The 17,118-nt window shown below is 68.7% G+C and carries 19 protein-coding genes; 11 read left to right on the forward strand and 8 right to left on the reverse strand.

All coding sequences use genetic code 11. From position 1 onward, the window contains the following. Positions 1 to 92 precede the first annotated feature (92 nt). A complete protein-coding gene (locus tag C5B91_RS11960) occupies positions 93 to 536 on the reverse strand; it encodes a Tat pathway signal protein (RefSeq protein ID WP_115819370.1) in 444 nt (147 codons plus the stop codon). A 42-nt stretch (positions 537 to 578) separates the two neighbouring features. Further along, a complete protein-coding gene (locus C5B91_RS11965; RefSeq protein ID WP_115819371.1) occupies positions 579 to 1,964 on the reverse strand; it encodes an NAD(P)/FAD-dependent oxidoreductase in 1,386 nt (461 codons plus the stop codon). 330 nt (positions 1,965 to 2,294) lie between these two features. Between C5B91_RS11965 and C5B91_RS11970 the strand changes: the two genes are divergently transcribed. The 3 genes from C5B91_RS11970 (at position 2,295) to C5B91_RS11980 (ending at position 3,900) form a co-directional block, all read left to right on the forward strand. Next, a complete protein-coding gene (locus C5B91_RS11970) occupies positions 2,295 to 2,522 on the forward strand; it encodes a hypothetical protein (RefSeq protein WP_004974750.1) in 228 nt (75 codons plus the stop codon). Between the two features lie 55 nt (positions 2,523 to 2,577). Continuing rightward, positions 2,578 to 3,540, forward strand: coding sequence for a D-2-hydroxyacid dehydrogenase (locus C5B91_RS11975; protein WP_049967790.1), 963 nt, complete (start codon positions 2,578 to 2,580; stop codon positions 3,538 to 3,540). Between the two features lie 99 nt (positions 3,541 to 3,639). Continuing rightward, entirely contained in the window at positions 3,640 to 3,900 is a 261-nt protein-coding gene (locus C5B91_RS11980) for a hypothetical protein (protein ID WP_115819372.1), read from the forward strand. A gap of 42 nt (positions 3,901 to 3,942) precedes the next feature. On the opposite strand, the gene ilvD is transcribed toward C5B91_RS11980, so the two are convergent. The 3 genes from ilvD to C5B91_RS11995 form a co-directional block, all read right to left on the reverse strand. Further along, positions 3,943 to 5,697, reverse strand: a complete 1,755-nt coding sequence (gene ilvD, locus C5B91_RS11985) for a dihydroxy-acid dehydratase (RefSeq protein WP_115819373.1) — start codon at positions 5,695 to 5,697, stop codon at positions 3,943 to 3,945. 96 nt (positions 5,698 to 5,793) lie between these two features. Then, positions 5,794 to 6,390 carry a molybdenum cofactor biosynthesis protein B gene (locus tag C5B91_RS11990; protein WP_008095156.1) on the reverse strand — a complete coding sequence of 199 codons (597 nt, stop codon included), beginning with the start codon at positions 6,388 to 6,390 and terminating at the stop codon, positions 5,794 to 5,796. A gap of 99 nt (positions 6,391 to 6,489) precedes the next feature. Further along, on the reverse strand, positions 6,490 to 7,290 hold the full coding sequence (locus C5B91_RS11995; protein WP_115819374.1) for a winged helix-turn-helix domain-containing protein: 801 nt from the start codon (positions 7,288 to 7,290) through the stop codon (positions 6,490 to 6,492). A gap of 234 nt (positions 7,291 to 7,524) precedes the next feature. Here C5B91_RS11995 and C5B91_RS12000 point away from each other — a divergent pair, with 234 nt between their 5' ends. From C5B91_RS12000 to C5B91_RS12025, 6 genes are all read left to right on the forward strand, one after another. After that, entirely contained in the window at positions 7,525 to 8,565 is a 1,041-nt protein-coding gene (locus C5B91_RS12000; protein ID WP_115819375.1) for a zinc-binding dehydrogenase, read from the forward strand. Beyond that, the gene (locus tag C5B91_RS12005) at positions 8,555 to 8,875 is read left to right on the forward strand and encodes a hypothetical protein (protein WP_115819376.1); all 321 of its coding nucleotides are present in this window, start codon (positions 8,555 to 8,557) and stop codon (positions 8,873 to 8,875) included. The genes C5B91_RS12000 and C5B91_RS12005 overlap by 11 nt, the downstream gene beginning before the upstream one ends. Before the next feature lie 195 nt (positions 8,876 to 9,070). After that, positions 9,071 to 9,478 carry a DUF5802 family protein gene (locus C5B91_RS12010; RefSeq protein WP_008095160.1) on the forward strand — a complete coding sequence of 136 codons (408 nt, stop codon included), beginning with the start codon at positions 9,071 to 9,073 and terminating at the stop codon, positions 9,476 to 9,478. Between the two features lie 87 nt (positions 9,479 to 9,565). Next, a complete protein-coding gene (locus C5B91_RS12015; RefSeq protein WP_115819377.1) occupies positions 9,566 to 10,498 on the forward strand; it encodes a Vms1/Ankzf1 family peptidyl-tRNA hydrolase in 933 nt (310 codons plus the stop codon). 124 nt (positions 10,499 to 10,622) lie between these two features. Continuing rightward, positions 10,623 to 11,648: a DUF1611 domain-containing protein gene (locus C5B91_RS12020; RefSeq protein ID WP_049967786.1), complete on the forward strand. Its 1,026-nt coding sequence runs from the start codon at positions 10,623 to 10,625 to the stop codon at positions 11,646 to 11,648. Next, entirely contained in the window at positions 11,649 to 12,686 is a 1,038-nt protein-coding gene (locus C5B91_RS12025) for a dipeptide epimerase (protein WP_115819378.1), read from the forward strand. Between the two features lie 47 nt (positions 12,687 to 12,733). Here the strand turns inward: C5B91_RS12025 and C5B91_RS12030 are convergent, their stop codons facing one another. Together C5B91_RS12030 and C5B91_RS12035 are read right to left on the reverse strand one after the other, a co-directional pair. Continuing rightward, a complete protein-coding gene (locus tag C5B91_RS12030; protein WP_115819379.1) occupies positions 12,734 to 13,834 on the reverse strand; it encodes a hypothetical protein in 1,101 nt (366 codons plus the stop codon). A 135-nt stretch (positions 13,835 to 13,969) separates the two neighbouring features. Next, positions 13,970 to 14,803: a PspA/IM30 family protein gene (locus C5B91_RS12035; protein WP_115819380.1), complete on the reverse strand. Its 834-nt coding sequence runs from the start codon at positions 14,801 to 14,803 to the stop codon at positions 13,970 to 13,972. A 54-nt stretch (positions 14,804 to 14,857) separates the two neighbouring features. On the opposite strand from C5B91_RS12035, the gene C5B91_RS12040 reads away from it, so the two are divergent. Both C5B91_RS12040 and C5B91_RS12045 read left to right on the forward strand, forming a co-directional pair. After that, a complete protein-coding gene (locus C5B91_RS12040) occupies positions 14,858 to 15,496 on the forward strand; it encodes a dienelactone hydrolase family protein (RefSeq protein WP_115819381.1) in 639 nt (212 codons plus the stop codon). Positions 15,497 to 15,604: 108 nt separating this feature from the next. Continuing rightward, positions 15,605 to 16,690: a hypothetical protein gene (locus tag C5B91_RS12045; protein ID WP_049967783.1), complete on the forward strand. Its 1,086-nt coding sequence runs from the start codon at positions 15,605 to 15,607 to the stop codon at positions 16,688 to 16,690. A gap of 48 nt (positions 16,691 to 16,738) precedes the next feature. Here C5B91_RS12045 and C5B91_RS12050 read toward each other — a convergent pair whose 3' ends face one another. Continuing rightward, positions 16,739 to 17,068, reverse strand: a complete 330-nt coding sequence (locus C5B91_RS12050; RefSeq protein ID WP_004042747.1) for a transcription factor S — start codon at positions 17,066 to 17,068, stop codon at positions 16,739 to 16,741. Positions 17,069 to 17,118 lie beyond the last annotated feature (50 nt).

The following is a 17,118-nucleotide window of genomic DNA, read 5'->3' on the forward strand; positions in this document are numbered from 1 at the left end:
GGCCAGTAGCTGTTGCGTACCCGGGTTCGCCGTGCTGTCATCGCTCCCGAAGCGGGAACACTCGGACGGGGACTTGAGGTACGCAGTCGACCCTAGCGCGCCGGGGGTAAAACGAGTTCCGACCGGCGGGCGTCGTCGCCGGCGAAGAAGACGGCCCGAAGTCGGACGACCTGCCCGTTGACGCGGACGAAGTAGAGACGGTCTTCGGACCGGTCGAACGCCGGGAGCGCGTCGAGGTCCGCGCGGAGGGCGTCGTAGTCGCTCAGGCAGTCGGAGATACTCGACTCGCGCGGGTGGCCCTCGGCGGCGGCTTCGACCACCTTCAGCACCCACGGGCTGTTCGCGACCCGGGGGTCGGCGGCGTCGACGACGGTCGCCCCGTCCGGGGCGTTCCCGACCAGTTCCGCCCGGAGGACGATTTCGGCCGACGTACACCCACGAAGCGACGAGCAGCCGGCGAGGCCGCCGGTCAGCCCGACGCCGACCGCCGCGGCTCCGTGACGGAGTAGCTGACGGCGAGAGGGTCGACCGGCCATCGACTGACAGAAATTCGGAGAAACTGATAAGTCTTCCGTCGACTACAGCGCGTACTCGTCTTCGCGCAGTTGGACGTACTTGCCCTTGCGGTACTTCACCTTCGTCCGCTGGTACTGCGTGGCGAGTTTGGCGGCGCTGAACCCCGCGCTGAGCTTCGAGGCGCCGAACGCCTTGTAGCCCTCGTCCTTTTCGAGGAGCTTCCGGGCCGCCTTGAACGTCTTGTCCCACTGGCCGGGGCCGTAGTCGTGGACGATTTCGGCCATGGCGACGTTCCGGAGGATTTCGTCGCCGATGGCGTCCTTCCAGCGGTCGTTGTAGTCGCTCAGGTCGCCCTCGGCGGCGAGTTCGCCGGCGATGGCTCCCGTCCGGACGGCGACGTGGTCGCCGCCCTCGTGGAAGGCCGAAGTCGCGCCCATCGCCCCGCCGGTGACGGCGATGCCGGCCGCCGCGGGCGAGTCGATAGGTCGCGTCGAGGAGATGGCGTACGTCTCGGTCCCCTTCGTCTTCCCGCGGTCCTCGACGAGGGGGAAGTCCTCGTCGATGTCGTACTCGTCGCCGTACTCCTGTTCGAGGAGGCGGCGGACGTACTCGCGGCCCTGCGGGATTCGCTCGTCGTCCTCGCGGAGGAGCTTGTACGCCTCGCGGTCTTCGACCTCGTCGATGTCGAGACCGATGGGCATCGTGAGGCCGACCCGGCAGACGTTGTTGTCGTTCGGGAAAATCCACGGATACGCCGTGTGGCCGGGCATGTAGCCCCACCAGAACTTAATCGCGCCGTCGACCTCGTCGAACAGTTCCGGCGGGAACTCGCGGTGTTCCTGATAGGCGATGTGGTTCGCCTCGGTCGACGACAGGCGGTCCGTGATGGGGAACGGAAGCAGGTCGTCGAGCACCTTGTTCGTGACCGTCCGCTGGGGGCCGTCGGCGAGCACGACGAAGTCAGCACCCACGTCCTCGCCGTTGGCGAGGCGGACGACGTGCCGGGGGTCGCCGCCGGCGGCGTCGAGGTCGGTCTCCACGTCGCGGACGGAGGCCTTCACGCGGTACTCCGCGCCGACGTCTTCGGCGCGACTGCGGAGCCAGTCGTCGAACTTCGCCCGGTGGAAGGTGTAGCCGAACTCGTCGTACGAGGAGTCGATGCCGGTGCTCCGAAGGGTCAGCGACTCGTTCGGCCCGATGAACTCCGCGCGGTCGAGGATGTCGAGCACGACGTCGTCGGGGAACTCGTCGGGGTGGATGCCCATGATGTCCACCCAGTAGTCGAGGATACCGGCCGCGTCCGTCGAGTCGGGCCCGAGGCGCGGTCGGTCTGCTCGGGGGACGCCCTTCTCGAGGACCAGGGCGGAGGCCCCGGCCGAGGCCGCGGCGTGTGCCGCCGACGTGCCGGCCGGACCGCCGCCGATGATGGCGACATCTACGCGTTCCATACCGCTACAGCACTTCGCTCGGGTATTAAACCCCCTGAACCGACGCGGCGTCCGACGGTTTCGAGCCGCGCGTCCGCGCGCTGCACCGACCGCGCTCCAGCAACGCCGCGTTCGCAGCTCGACGCGCCGCCGCTCGGCCCTCTCGACGGGAACTCCCCGGTCGATTCCGTGACGTGGCTCACCGCTCTTTCAAAATACTACTACCGATAATCATAGGACTCGATGAATTTCATCGGCGTATGGCGTTTTTGTCAACAGAATCTAGCTGAATACCGGGGCTGATAACTGAGTGCGGAGGTTTATAGCGGAGAGCGCGGTAGCTCCGAGTCAATGACCGCAGACGAGCCGGACGAACCGAGAGAGCCCGTCGTGTTTCGCGACGAGACGGGCGACCTCGTCTTCGTCGACGGCGGCCCCGCCCCACAGGGGTATGCGCCCGTTGCGTGGAGACTCGGTGAAGACGGCTCGCGGTTCGTCGTCGACCCGACAGTCGATGCCGTCGCGGTCACCCGTACGATTTCGAAACGTCGCCCGCGACGGCGGGAGCCCATCGAGTGAGCGTACACCCGGCCGAATCGGACAGATTCATCACCGACTTCGAGAATCATCGAGCATGTCCGACCCAGACATCGCGGTGCTTCGGCAGAAGATTCACGGCCTGTCTGCCGAGGCGTACGCCGAAACGCTCCGCGAGCGGCTCCCCGACCGCGAGGTCGCCCTCGCCACGACTCCCGCGGAGGAGCGAGACCTCCTCTCCCGCGCGCGAGTCGCGACCGGCTTCGACGCGGACGAAGCGGACCTCGAAGCCGCAGAGAACCTCGACCTGTTCGCCTGCGTGTTCGCCGGCACGGGCCACCTCCCCATCGAGGCGTTCGAGGCTCGCGACGTGGCCGTCACAAACGCTTCCGGTGTCCACGGCCCGAACATCGCCGAGCAGGTCCTCGGCAGCCTCCTCTACTTCGCCCGCCGCTTCCACGTCGCGGAGCGCCAGCAGGACGCCGGCGTCTGGCAGTCGTACCCGACGGTCGAACTGCAGGACTCGACGGTCACCGTCGTCGGTCTCGGCGCGCTCGGCGAGGCGATCGTGGACCGACTCGAACCGTTCGGCGTCGAGACCGTCGGCGTGCGCTACTCGCCGGAGAAGGGCGGCCCGACCGACGAGGTCGTCGGCTTCGACGACGAACAGGGCCTCCACGACGCCTTCGCCCGCGGGGACTACGTCGTCATCGCGTGCCCGCTGACCGACGCCACCCGCGGTCTCGTCGACGCCGACGCGTTCGCGTCGATGGCCCCCGACACCGTCCTCGTCAACGTCGGCCGCGGCCCGGTCGTCGACACCGACGCGCTCGTCTCGCAACTCCGGAGCAACGGCATCCGCGGGGCGGCACTCGACGTGACCGACCCCGAACCACTCCCCTCGGACCACCCGCTTTGGGACTTCGAGAACGTCCTCATCACCCCCCACAACGCCGGCCACACCCCGAAGTACTGGGAACGCATGGCCGACATCATCGCCGAGAACCTCGACAAACTAGACGCCGGCGACGACGACGACCTGCGGAACCGCGTGGCCTAATCCGAGTCGACTCGGCGACTCCGCGACCCCGCAGTCGGCGACACCGTGACCGAGTTCCGCACCGAAACTGTCAATCCAGTAGCTACTGTCGGTTGCGCCGTGCAGTTTGCATCGTGGCGGTGGAACCGAATCATCGCGTTCTTCGGCGGCGCTGGACTCCTCTTTTTGGTTCCGTGGTCGGGGCTCTCGCCCGCCCTCCCGGAGTGGACGATAGACGTGCTGCTGTCCGTCCCACTCGGCCTGTGCGTCTACGGGTTCACCGAACAGCCGCGAAAAGTGATTGCGCTGATTCCGGTCGGAACCGCGCTCGGAATCGGGGTGCTCGCCCTGTACCGGGCGTCCGGCGTGCACCTGTTTTGACGACTGTGGTCGCGTCGCGGGAGACGCCGCGGCGACTCGTCGTTACTCGTCGCGCGTGAGCGCGGGATTCGTCACCGCGCCGTTCGCGGCGGAGCCGAAGTCGCGGGCGTACTTCGCCAGCACGCCGGAGGTGTACGCCGGCGGCTTGGGTTCCCAGTCCTCTTTCCGCGCTTCGAGTTCCTCGTCGGAGAGGTCCACGGAGAGTTCGCGGTTCGGGATATCGACGGTCACCTCGTCGCCGTCTTCGAGGAGGCCGATGGGGCCGCCCTCGGTGGCCTCGGGGGCGACGTGGCCGACCATCGGGCCGCGCGTCGCGCCGGAGAACCGGCCGTCGGTGAGAAGCGCCACGTCGTCCTCGTGGCCCTGTCCGACGACGGCCGCGGTGACGCCGAGCATCTCGCGCATGCCGGGGCCGCCGCGCGGACCCTCGTTGCGGATGGCGATGACGTCGCCCTCCTCGATGTGACCCTCCTGCACGTAGCGCATCGCGTCCTCCTCGTTCTCGAAGACGCGGGCGGGGCCGGTGTGGTGGAAGGCGTCGTCGCCGGTCACCTTCAGGACCGCGCCGTCGGGCGCGAGGTTGCCGGTGAGAGTCTTGATGGCTCCCTCCTCCTGATACGGCTCGTCGACCGTGTAGAGGAAGTCCGCTTCGAGGCCCTCGTCGTCCGGGAGGTCGAGGTGGTCGAGTTCCTCGGCGATGGTGCGACCGGTGACGGTCATCGCGTCGCCGTGGAACAGGTCGGCCTCGACGAGACGGCGGATGACGACCGGGATGCCGCCGATTTCGTGGAGGTCGTTCATGACGCGCGTGCCGCCGGGCTGGAGGTTGGCGATTTTCGGCGTGCGTCGGGAGATTTCGTCGAACTCCTCGATGTCGAGGTCGACGCCCGCCTCGGCGGCGAGCGCGAGCAGGTGGAGCACGGCGTTGGTCGACCCGCCGGTGGCGACCTGCAGGGTGATGGCGTTCTCGAAGGACTTCTTCGTGAGGATGTCGGAGGGGCGGCGGTCGTTTTCGACGCAGTCGAGGACGACCTCGCCGGCGCGGCGGGCGTTCTCGTAGCGCTCGTCGGACTCGGCGGGCGCGGAGGCGGAGCCGAGGGGGGCCATTCCGAGCGCCTCGGAGATGGAGGCCATCGTGTTGGCCGTGAACATCCCGCCGCAGGAGCCCGCGCCGGGGCAGGCGTGGCGTTCGAGGTCGTCGAGTTCGTCGGCGCTCATGTCGCCTTCGGCGTAGGTGCCGACGCCCTCGAAGACGTTCTGGACGGTGACCTCGCGGCCCTCGTGCTGGCCGGGCATGATGGAACCGCCGTAGAGGAAGACGGAGGGGAGGTCCGTCCGGATGGCGGCCATCATCATGCCGGGGAGGTTCTTGTCGCAGCCGGCGACGGTGACGAGCGCGTCCATGCGCTCGCCGAAGGAGACGAGTTCGACGGAGTCGGCGATGACCTCGCGGGAGATGAGCGAGGCCTTCATGCCCTCGGTCCCCATGGAGATGGCGTCGGAGATGGTGACGGTCCCGAACTCGATGGGCATCCCGCCCGCGGCGTCGATACCCTCGATGGCCGCGTCGGCAACGTCGTCGAGGTGGACGTTACACGGCGTGATATCGGCGGCGGGGTTCGGCACGCCGACCATCGGCGACGAGAAGTCCTCGTCGTCGAAGCCCATGGCGCGGAACATCGCACGGTGCGGGGCCTTGTCGGGACCCTCCGTGACCTCCGTGCTGCGGAGGTTCGGGTCCTTACCGCTGGAGAACACGTCGTCCGGGTCCTCCTCGCGTGGGGACTGCTGGCTCATACCTCTTCGGAGCGTGTGCGCGAACTTAAATGGCCGCGACTGGGCAGACGTTGCAGTCGGATTCGCCCGAGGACCCCCGATTCTGTGGGCACTTACCTACTCCTCGTCGCGCCGAGCTAGGCCGGTGAGATGCGGCGCTTCCGGGACGATTATCTCCGCGGTCCCGAGTCGGGCGGCGTTTTCGCTCCCCGGCAGACAGAACGTCGGCATCCCGTCGACGACGCCCGCGGTCGCGCGGGTGCCGACGACCTTGGTGCCGATTTCGTCGTACGAGAGCCGCCGGAACAGCTCGCCGAAGCCCGGAAGCGTCTTGTCGAACAACTGGGTCGCCGCCTCGACGGTCCGGTCGTCGGGCGTGACGCCCGTCCCGCCGGTCGTGACCGTCACGTCGACGTCGCCGCGGTCGGCCATCCGCGCGACCGCGGTCTGAATCTCGTCGTAGTCGTCGTCGACGACCCGCCGGACCGACACCGAGTGTCTGGCCTCTCGGAGCAGTTCCGCTATCGCGTCGCCCGCCGGGTCGTCGTCCACGTCGCGGGTGGACGAAACCGTCAGTACCGCCGCGTCGAGGTCGTCGATGTCGTGGTGGTGATGGTCGTGGTCGTGTTCGCCGTCGCCGTGGTGACCGTCGTGGTCGTGGTGATGGCTGTCGTCTCCGGCTCCGTGGCTCTCGCCGTGGTCGTGGTCGCTCACGGCCGCGGCTTCGTCGTCTGGCGATAAAATTCCCGCGTCGGCCCGGCGGTCGCTGGCTCGCGGCGGCCGGCCGGACAGTTCACCGCCGAGCGGTGCGGCTCACTCGCCGTCGGCTTCGTCGAGGTCATCGAGCGTCAGGCGTTCTGCGTTCTCGCGGAGCGTCTCGAACTGCTCGTTGGCCCACTCGACCGCGTCTTCGGTATCGTTGCGGGCGACCCCGCCGAGGCCGGTGTCGGTGTAGACGACGATGCCCGCCTCGTCTTCCGTCACCCAGAGGCCGAACCGGAACGGGACCTCGGCCCGGTAGAGCGTCACCGACTCGTGTCGGAGCTGGTCGGCGATGACCGCGTGAGAGTCCGGAGTGGCGACGAGACGGTCGAACAGCTCGTCGGCGATTATCATCTCGACAACCGTCCCGCCGGCCGTCGCCGTCTCGTAGAACGGGCGGAGCTGACCGACGAGCGCGACCGGGGCGACGCCGTAGACTCGCTCCGCGCTCTCGACGCTCGAAAACAGCTCCTGAATCGCGCTGTCCGGGATGTTCGGACTCGACGTGTGCACCGTCGCGCCCGTCAAGAACGCGGGGTCGAGCGGCGCGTCGACCGGGAGCATCGAGAGGAGGTCTCGGGCCGCGTGGACGCCGCGGAGCGAGTCGAGACACTCGTCGTACGCGTCGAGCGCGCGCCGGCCGACGCACGTCAGTCGGTACTCGCCGTCGCCGCGCTCGACGAGCCCGGCGTCGAGCAGTTCGCGGACGACGCGGTCGACCGTCGAACGCGACGTACCGAGGTCGTCGGCGAGCCCGCGCTTGTCTCGCGGTCGCTCCGCGAGCGCTCGGACGAACGCCGACCGCCTCACGAGCAGACGCGAGAGCTGTGCTGAAGTCCCGTCTCTGGTCACGTGCGTGCCTCTCTTCGGAGCAGGGTCCGACGACTGTCGGCCCGGCTGTTCAGCCCGCTGATCCCGTCGGCGAGCGCGACTGCCAAACCCGACTGTGTTGGGTACCCTGCGTCGTATATATCTTCGCACCGATAGGTTTTGACACCTATGAAATTACGTTAAATGTCGAAATAGAGGAAAGACGATTGGCGTAAACCCACACTTTAGTTCCTACCCTCCCTCGGTGAAGTCGAGATGAAAGCGGTCCAATTCACGGAACACGGCGACCGAGACGTCCTCGAATACGGCGACTTCCCGGACCCGGAGGTCAGCCCCGACGAGGTCCTCGTCGACGTGAAGGCGGCGTCGCTCAACCACCTCGACATCTGGACGCGACGCGGTCTTCCGGGCGTCGAGTTGGAGATGCCGCACATCCCCGGCAGCGACATGGCCGGCGTCGTCACCGAGGTCGGCGAGCGCGTGACCCGGTTCGAGGCGGGCGACCACGTCGCTCTCATCGCGGGCGTCGCCGGCGGCGGCGACGAGTTCTCCCGAAAGGGCGATCCGACGCTCGCGCCGGACTTCCACATCATCGGCGAGCACGTCCGCGGCGTCCACGCCGAGTTCGCGGCGGTTCCCGAGGAGAACCTCGTGCCCGTCCCCGAGGACGTGCCGTGGGAGGTCGCCGGTTCCGCGTCGCTCGTCTTCCAGACCGCGTGGCGGATGCTCGTCGACCGCGGCGAACTGCGCCCCGGCGAGAAGGTGCTCGTCCTCGGCGCGTCCGGCGGCGTCGGGCACGCGGCCGTCCAAATCGCCGACTACGCGGGCGCGGAAGTGTACGCGACCGCCTCCACCGACGAGAAACTGGAGTACGCGAAGGAGTGCGGCGCGGACCACGTCATCAACTACGAGGAGGAGGACTTCTCGAAGGAGATTCGGAAGCTCACGGACGGCCGCGGCGTCGACATGGTCGTCGACCACATCGGCGAAGCGACCTACAAGCAGTCGCTCAAGAGCCTTGTCAAGGGCGGCCGCGTCGTCACCTGCGGGGCGACGACCGGTCCCGACCCGAGCGCGGGCCTCAACTACATCTTCTGGAACCAGCTTTCGGTCATCGGCTCGACGATGGCGACGCCCGGCGAGGCCGACGAAGTGCTCGACCTCGTCTGGGACGGCACCTTCGAACCCCGCATCCGCGAGACGCTTCCCATGAGCGAAATCGACCGCGCGCACGAACTCATCGAGGAGCGACAGGGCTTTGGCAAGGTGGTCGTAATCCCAGATAGTGAGCTCTGACACCACGACTCGGGACGACGCGACCGCCGAGTCCGACACCTACGTCCACCGGCCGGACGGCGTCGCCGTCGGCGGCGGTAGCTCGGAGCCGGAGGCGACCGGCTTCGGTGACCGCGGCTGGGTGCTCGTCGGCGTCGTCGCGCTCTGCTTCCTCGTCATCCCCGGCGCGGTGTACCTCGTGCCGTCGCTCCCAGCGATGGCCGGCCTGCCGTACCTCGCGGCCATGCTGGCCCTGCCGATGCTCCCGGCGCTCGCGCTCGGCCTCGTCGCCGTCTGGTCGATGACCGCGGCGACCCGCGACGGTGACTGAGCCGACCGACCCGTCGAAACCGCTCTTTCGGGGAGTCGAGACGCCCGTTTTCACCCCGATTCTCTCGCATCCGAGCCGCGCTCTCGTCTGCCGGTGTCGCACCCGGCCGCCGGCTCTCAGCGGTGGAATTGCGTGCCGATATAAATGGTTCCGACAAGGCTTATCCCGTTCCGTGGTTGACATTCACACGCACAGATGTTCGAACGGTTCTCCAGCAGTTACTTCCTCGGCCGCTTGTACGTCGAACCGTACGACGGAGCCGAGGCGGCGATTCACCGAACGGAACACGAGCGACTCAACGAGTGCGTCTACACGGACGGCCGCGGCGTCGAGCGAGTCGACTACCCGCTCGTGATGAAACTCGACACGGCCCACTTCCCCGTCGTCGGCGACGACGGCGTGCCCTCGGGAACGCTCGCGCTTCCCCGAGACGCCGTGGACGCGGACGCGCTTCCGGACGACAGACCGGTGCTTCTCGCCGACGCCCCGCGGGCCGCCGAGTTGCTCCGGTACGCCGGCTACGACCTCGACGGCCTCGTCCCCGGCGGTCCCGGTGAGACCGGCGGACCCGGCCCGGACCGACCCGACGACAGGCTGGCCTGAGACCCCGACGCCGTCGCGGCGAGCGGGTTCCCGCGCCGTCCGCCTCGCGTCCGAACGCTCAAGTGGTCGGCCCGCACGCGTCCGTGTATGCTGGACGAGTTGTTGGGTCGAGCCGAACTCAAAGCGCGCATCGCCGAGTTGGAAGACGAACGCGACGCGCTAGCCGGGCGTCTGGAGGGCGAGTCCGAGCGCCGAACGGAGGCGGCCCGCGCGCGACAGGAAGCCGAGAAGGAGGTCAACCGCCTCGAAGACCGCATCACCGAACTCGAAGACCGCGTAGAACGCCTCTCGGGCGACGACGACTCTCTCGACTACCGCGGCACCGAGGACCTCCGCGGCGACCGTCTCCGCGAGGTGCTGTCCCGCCTCGACTCGCTTTCGACCGACGCGGAGGGCGCGCTCACCGCCGCCGTCACCGACGACCGCTCGCTCCCCTCGGCCGTCGAGTCCGCCTTCGGCGACCGGGCCTCGCTCGTCCGACGGGCCGCGCCCTGCGTCGCGCTCGCCGACGACGCCGAAGTCGTGACCGTCGCGCTCTCACCGCCGCGGCAACCCGACGGCTTCGACGCGTGGAGCGACGGCTTCGACCTCGACCCGGCGTGGTTCCACCCGACCGAGACCACCGTCGTCGCGCTCGTCCGCGGCGACTTGTTCGCTCTCGGCCGCTACGAGGGCGGCGACCTCTCGTTCGTCGAGGGCTTCGAGAGCGACGTGAAGTCCGCCCACTCGAAAGGCGGGTTCTCGCAGGGGCGATTCGAGCGCATCCGCGAGGGCCAAATCGACGACCACCTCGACCGCTGTCACGAGGCGCTCGACGAGTTCCTCGACGGCGGTTCCGGCGCGGGCGCGGGTGCCGCCGGCGGCGACGTCGACCTCGTCGTCCTCGGCGAGCGGACCGTCCTCGGCGAGTTCCGCGACCGGGCCGCGCTGACCGCGACCGTGGACGCCAGCGGCGACCCCGAAGTGGCGCTCACGGAGGCGTCCAGAGAGTTCTGGACCACGCGGCTCTACCGGCTCTGAGCCGGCGGCGACGCCGCGGTGCGCTCCCTGTCGTCCCGAATAGTCGCAGACGACTCGGCGACGCGACCCGACGGTCGCCGCCGAACCGTCCCACCTTTTAGGGTGGCACGTAGTGTCACCCAGTATGAGCGACCCACAGCGAGTCGTCGTCCTCGCACACGAGAAGTTCCCCGACCGCGCGAAGACCGCCACGGGCGTCCTGAAGTACGCCGACTACGACGTGGTGGCCGTCCTCGACCGCGACAACCCCGGCACCTCCGCCGCCGATCACCGCCGCGACCTCCCCGACGTGCCGGTCGTCTCCTCGATGGCCGACGCGCCCGACGCCGACGCCCTCCTCATCGGCATCTCGCCCATCGGCGGCGCGTTCGACGAGACGTGGCGCGACGACGTTCGCACCGCCCTCGAACGCGGCTGCGACCTCATCTCCGGCCTCCACTACTTCCTCACCGAAGACGAGGAGTTCGTCCGACTCGCCGACGAACACGGCTGCGACATCAACGACGTTCGCAAGCCTCACGACGACCTCGGCGTCGCGCAGGGCAAATCGGCCGACGTGGACGCGGAAGTCGTCCTCACCGTCGGAACCGACTGCTCGGTCGGCAAGATGACCGCGACGCTCGAACTCGTCGAGGCCGCCCGCGAGCGCGGCATCGACGCGGGCTTCATCCCCACCGGCCAGACCGGCATCATGATTGCCGGGTGGGGCAACCCCGTCGACCGCGTCGTGAGCGACTTCACCGCCGGCGCGGTCGAGGAGATGATTCTCGAAAAGGGCGACGAACACGACGTGCTGTTCGTCGAGGGCCAAGGAAGCATCGTCCACCCGGCGTACTCCGCGGTCACCTGCGGCATCCTCCACGGCTCGATGGCCGACAAGCTCGTTCTCTGTCACGAGGCCACCCGCGAGGCGATTCACGGCTACGAGGAGTTCGCCCTGCCCGACCTCTCGGAGTACGTCTCGCTGTACGAGAACCTCGCCGCCCCGGTCCACGAGGCCGACGTGGTCGCCGGGATGCTCAACACCTCCCACGTCGACGACGACGTGGAGGCGGCCGAGGCCGTCGACACCTTCGCCGACGAACTCGGCGTCCCCGCGGTCGACCCCGTCCGGTTCGGCTCGGCCGACCTCGTCGACGAGGTGTTCTAGATGCTCGCGACCGAGTTCGAGCGCGTCTCGATGCCGCTGGCCGAGCCGTTCGGCATCGCCCGCGGCGTCCAGACCGAAGCCGAGAACGTCGTCGTCCGAATCGAGGACGAAGGCGGCATGACGGGCGTCGGCGCGGCCGCCCCGTCGTCGCACTACGGCGAGACCGCCGACACCGTCGAGGCCGTGCTTCCGGACCTGCTCTCGGTAGTCGAGGCGGTCGGCGACGCCCACGCCATCGACCGCATCGAGCGCGAGATGGCCGAGACGGTCCGCCGCAACCCGGCCGCGCGGACCGCCGTGAGCATCGCTCTCCACGACCTCGCGGCCAAGCGCCTCGGCGTCCCGCTGTACCGTCTCTGGGGGCTCGACCCCTCGAAGACGCCCACCTCGTCGTACACCGTCGGCCTCGACGACCTCGACACGATGCGCGAGAAGACCGCGGAGGCCTACGAGGCCGGCTACGACGTGCTCAAGGTCAAACTCGGCACCGACCGCGACAGGGCTATCGTCGAGGCCGTCCGCGACGAGGCCCCCGGCGTGACCATCCGGGTCGACGCCAACGAGGCGTGGACGCCCCGCGAGGCCGTCGAGATGACCGAGTTCCTCGCCGACCACGGCGTCGAGTTCGTCGAACAGCCGGTCCCCGCGGAGGACCGCGAGGGGCTGAAGTTCGTCTACGACCACGGCGCGCTCCCCATCGCGGCCGACGAGTCCTGTATCACGGCCGACGACATCCCGAAAATCGCCGACCGGGTCGACATCGCGAACCTCAAACTGATGAAGTGCGGCGGCCTCACAGAGGCGAAACGCGCCGTCCACGCCGCCCGCGCCCACGGGCTGGAAGTCATGCTCGGCTGCATGATAGAGACGAACGCCGCCATCGCGGCGGGCTGTCACCTCGCGCCGCTGCTCGACTACGCCGACCTCGACGGCTCGCTCCTCCTCGCGGACGACCCCTACGAGGGCGTCCCGATGCCGAACGGCGAAATCGACCTCGACGCGCTCGACCGCCCGGGAACCGGCGCACAGCGTCGGTGACGCGGACGCGGTGACGCCGCGACGTCGTCGCGGGACCTCCGACTCCCTCAGGACTCCCAGTCGAGGTCGTCTTCGCGGGTCTCCGACCGGAGCACGAACGGCCCGATAGAGAGCGTCCGCTTGGCGACCGTGGAAATTCGGAGAACCGCGGCCGCGAGCACCGCGAAGGGCGCGAGCGAGACGGCCACCACGAACGCGACCGTGAGAAGCAGGTTCGACACGCCGAGCGTCGCGCCCGTAACCGTCGTCGGGTCGTCGAGAAAGAGAATCGCGCCGATGCTCGCCACGAGCGCGGGGACCGCCGCGTAGAACATCGTCCGCGAGAGGTCGACCAGTTCCCACCGGAAATAGAGCGTCTTGACGTGCTCACGGGCGGGGCCGAACAGTTCGAGCGCGTCGCGAAGCTCCGACAGCGCGGTCTTCGTCTCCGCCGAGAGGTCGGCGTCGTGGACGCGTCGGAGCCGCGCCGCCTGATAGATTTTCCACGAGTAGTTCAGGTCCAGCGCCGCCGACAGCACCGCGAACGTCCCGAACTGCCGGCCTTCCAAGCGCCCCGCGACCGCCTCGGCGTTCGACTCGACCTCCTCGGCGAACTCGCGGACGCGGGTCGTCGGGTCGTCGGCGGCGTCGACGTCGCTCGCGTCCGCGTCGCCGCTCTCGCCCGCGTCACCGTCCGCACCGAGCGTCTCTTCGACCGCCCGCGCCCGCGACGCGATACCCTCGGCCAGTGCGCGCAGGAACGCCGAGGGCTCCGGCGGCGCGACCGGCGCGTCCAGCAGGTCCGCCACGTCCTCGCGGAAGGTCATCGACCCCTTCATCCGGTCGCGCTGGTCGCCCAGCGGGCCAAGTTCGCGCGAGAGCACGAGCTGATTGATGGTGACGACGAGCGTGACACCCGTGATAATCGCGGTGAGAAGCCCCTGCGCGAGCGTTTCGATGGGGTCCGAGGCCTCGACGGCGACCCGGAGCGGGGTCGGGTCCAGTTGGCCGAGGACGACGACGCTACAGAAGATGACGACGAGCGGGGCCGCGGCGACGACGCGGCGGTCCGCGTCGAGGAGGGCGCGTAGTTTCGCGCGGCTCGTCGTCCCGCGCTCCCGCATCGTGTCGTCGGGCTCGCCGGCCGACGGGCCGCCGGTGTTCGACATGGACGAAGCTATCGCGGGGTGGGGTCAAGTGCGTACTGGCGATTAGTCGGAGGGACGACCGAGTCGCGGGACGGTGGGGGCGGTAGGGGGGCGGAGCGGTTGAGGCGGCGAGAGAGATTGAGACGGCGGGCGTGCTCAGGAGGAAGAGGACGAGTCGTCTTCGTTCTTCAGCTCTTCGAGCTCGGCTTCGACCTCCTCGTCGGCCACGTCGGTCTCGACGTCCACGTCGGCGTCAGCGGCGCTCTCGCTTTCGGCGTCCGACGACCCGGACGACTTGCCCATCTCGGCTTTGAGCGTCTCCAGTTCGGTGTCGACCTCGGCGCTGGAGCGACCGGCTTCGAGTTCGCGCTCGATGGAGTCCTTGTCCGACAGGGCGTCGTCGAACGCGCCGGAGTCCATGAGTTCGTCCATCGCGGCCGAGCGGGCCTCCATCTCGTCGGTGCGCTCCTCGGCGCGTTCGAGCGCGCGCCCCACGTCGGCCATCTCGTCGCCGACGCCGGACATGGCCTCGGAGACGCGGCTCGACGCCTCGGCGGCCTCGTAGCGGGCCTTCATCGTCTCTTTTTTCGTGCGGAACTCCTCGATGCGGCTCTGGAGTTCGTCCTTCTTGTTGACGAGCTGGTCCTGCGTCTCCTGCAGGCTGGCGATTTGGGTCTCCAGCTCCTCGATTTGGCTCATCTTCGCCTGCTTCTTTTCGAGCGCCTTGCGCGCGAGGTCCTCGCGGTCCTGCTGGACGGCCTCGCGGGCCTGATCGTTGTGCTTTTCGACGTTCTCTTCGAGGCGGCGCTTCTGAACTTCCAGTCGCTTCTTCTGGGTGGTCAGGTCGGCGATACCCTGTTTGACCTGCTGTAGCTCGTCGCGCATCTTCTCGTAGGAGTAGTCGAGCGTCTCGGTCGGGTCCTCCGCACGGTTGAGGAGGGCGTTTATCTTCGACCGGATGACGTACGACGTGCGAGAGAGAATTCCCATACCCAATTACTACGCGACGTTCGGCTTAAAACCTCACCAGCGCAACCTGTCTCTATGACCGAGACGATTCTCGTTCCCGGGGGGCGCGACGTGCGGGCGACCCTCGACCGCGCCCGCGAAGACGGTGCGGACGGCACGAACGACCCGGCGACCCGAAGCGACGCCGTCGTCGTCGCCTGTCCGCCCCATCCACAACACCAAGGCCACCGCGGCGACGGCCGCCTCGTCGCCGTCAGCGACGCGCTCACCGCCCGCGGCGTCGACTGCCTCCGCTTCGATTACGGCGCGTGGGACGAGGGCTATGGCGAGCGCGCCGACACCCTCCGGGCGGTCGAGTGGGCCGCGGAACGCTACGACCGCGTGGGCCTGTTCGGCTTCTCGTTCGGCGGCGCGATGGCGCTCCTCGCGGCCGCCGAGGGCGCGGCCGTGGACGCCGTCTCCGCGCTCGGCCCCGCCGGGCGACTCGCCGACGACCTCGACGCGATCGCGGCCTTCGACCGCATCCCCGTGCCCGTGCAGGTCGTCTACGGCACCCGCGACGACGTCGCCGACTGGGAACCCGTCGTCGAGCGCGCCCGCGAGTACCACCAACCGGTCGTCGAGTTCGCGGCCGACCACTTCTTCGTCGGCCAAGAGGCGAAGGTCGCGGCCGCCGTCGCCGACTTCCTCCTCGCGAACCTCGGCGTCGAGTGAGAACGAGGGTGGGAGACGGGGTCGCCTCCGACGCCAGCGACCCGCGACGAAACGACCGATGACAATTCGACCGAACGACATTTTTGACTCGGCTCCGAAGCCGGGCGTATGGTCCCCCGAAAGCGACTCGCCGCCGTCGTCGCCCTCCTCCTCGTCGGCGTCGCGCTGAGTCAGTCGTTCGCCGTCGCCACCTCTACTTCCTCGCTCGAATCGACGTACGAAGCCGACGAGGTGACGGCCGATTCGCCGCCCGGCCTCGTCGCCTCCTACGACCCCGGCGTGGTCAACCTCGCCGCGACGGTCAACCGGACGCCGCAACTCCGAGAGCCGGTCGCCACCGCCGCCCGGACCGGCCGGTACGACGGCGATATCGAGCCCGAGGCGTACATGACTCTCTCGGACGTGAACGAAGACGCCGAGTTCGCGGTCTACGACGGCCGGTACTACCGCTTCTCGCTGAACGTCTCGGGCGACCCGGTCCGTGCGACAATCGAACTCGACCCGACCGACTGGGAGACCGTCGCCGCCGCGGCGTCGTCGCCCGCCGCGAACGCCAGCGCCGACGTGCGCGAGGCCATCGACGGCGGCACCGTCACCAACAGTACGTTCGTCGTGCCGGGGCTCTACGAGCGCGGCGACGCGCACTATCTCGTCTCCCCCGCGAACGAGGGCGAGATTCTCGGGAACTTTCTCGCCGTCATCGGTGGGTTCCTGTTCAACCCCATCGGCTGGGCGTACACCGTCGCCGGTCTCGGCCTCCTCGGTGCCATCCGGATGCGCCGCCGCGCCCGCCCGCTGGACCGCCGAACCGCCCTACTGGTCGTCCCCGGCACGCTCGTCGCGATGTGGCTGGCGACGACGCTCACCAACACGGGCTCGCTCGGCATGCGCTACGTCCTCGTTCCCGGCATCGGCGCCGTGACCGCCTTCGGACTGTTCGCCGGCTTCTGCATCCGCCGCGGGTCGTGGAAGTCGCTCGTCGGTTGGAGCGTCGCGCTCACCGTCGTCGTCATCGCGGCCGACGCCGTCGCAATCGGCCTCGTCGGGACGATATTCGGCGCTCTGGGACTCGTCGTCGGCTGGTTCGGGAGCCTGTTGCTCCTTCCGTACGGCTACGCGCTCGCGGCCGATTCCGAGGACGAAGTCGAGGACGGGCCGGGTGCGGTGACGGCCGCGGAGTTGGGAGACGGGTGACTCGGCTCGGTAAGGTGTGAGTGTGTGGAGAAGTCGGGGGGCGGGGTCTCAGTTGTACTCCCGCCACCGATAGCCGCACTCTTGGCACTTGAAAAAGCGCGTCGGCGGTTCGTCGGCAGACCCGGTCTGCTTGATTGTGTACCACGCCTTGGTGTGGCCGCAGTCGTCGCAGTGAACGTCCTTCGCGGTGGGCTTGCCCTCGAACTCCGCGCCCTCTTCGGTCTCGATGAGTTCGTCGCCCGACTGCGCCTCGGTGGAGACGAACTCCGCCGCGAGTTCCTCGTCGCGCTCGGCGGTCCCCCCGCAGTCGTCGTTCGTGCAGGTCATCGCGCCGTTCTGGCTCACCATCATCGAACCGCACTCGTCGCAGAACTGCATACCCGCCGGTAGCGGACCGAGGGCAAAGAAGCTGTCACTCCGCGCTGTCG

The organism is Haloferax sp. Atlit-10N, from assembly GCF_003586325.1.
Taxonomy (GTDB): Archaea; Halobacteriota; Halobacteria; order Halobacteriales; family Haloferacaceae; genus Haloferax; species Haloferax prahovense.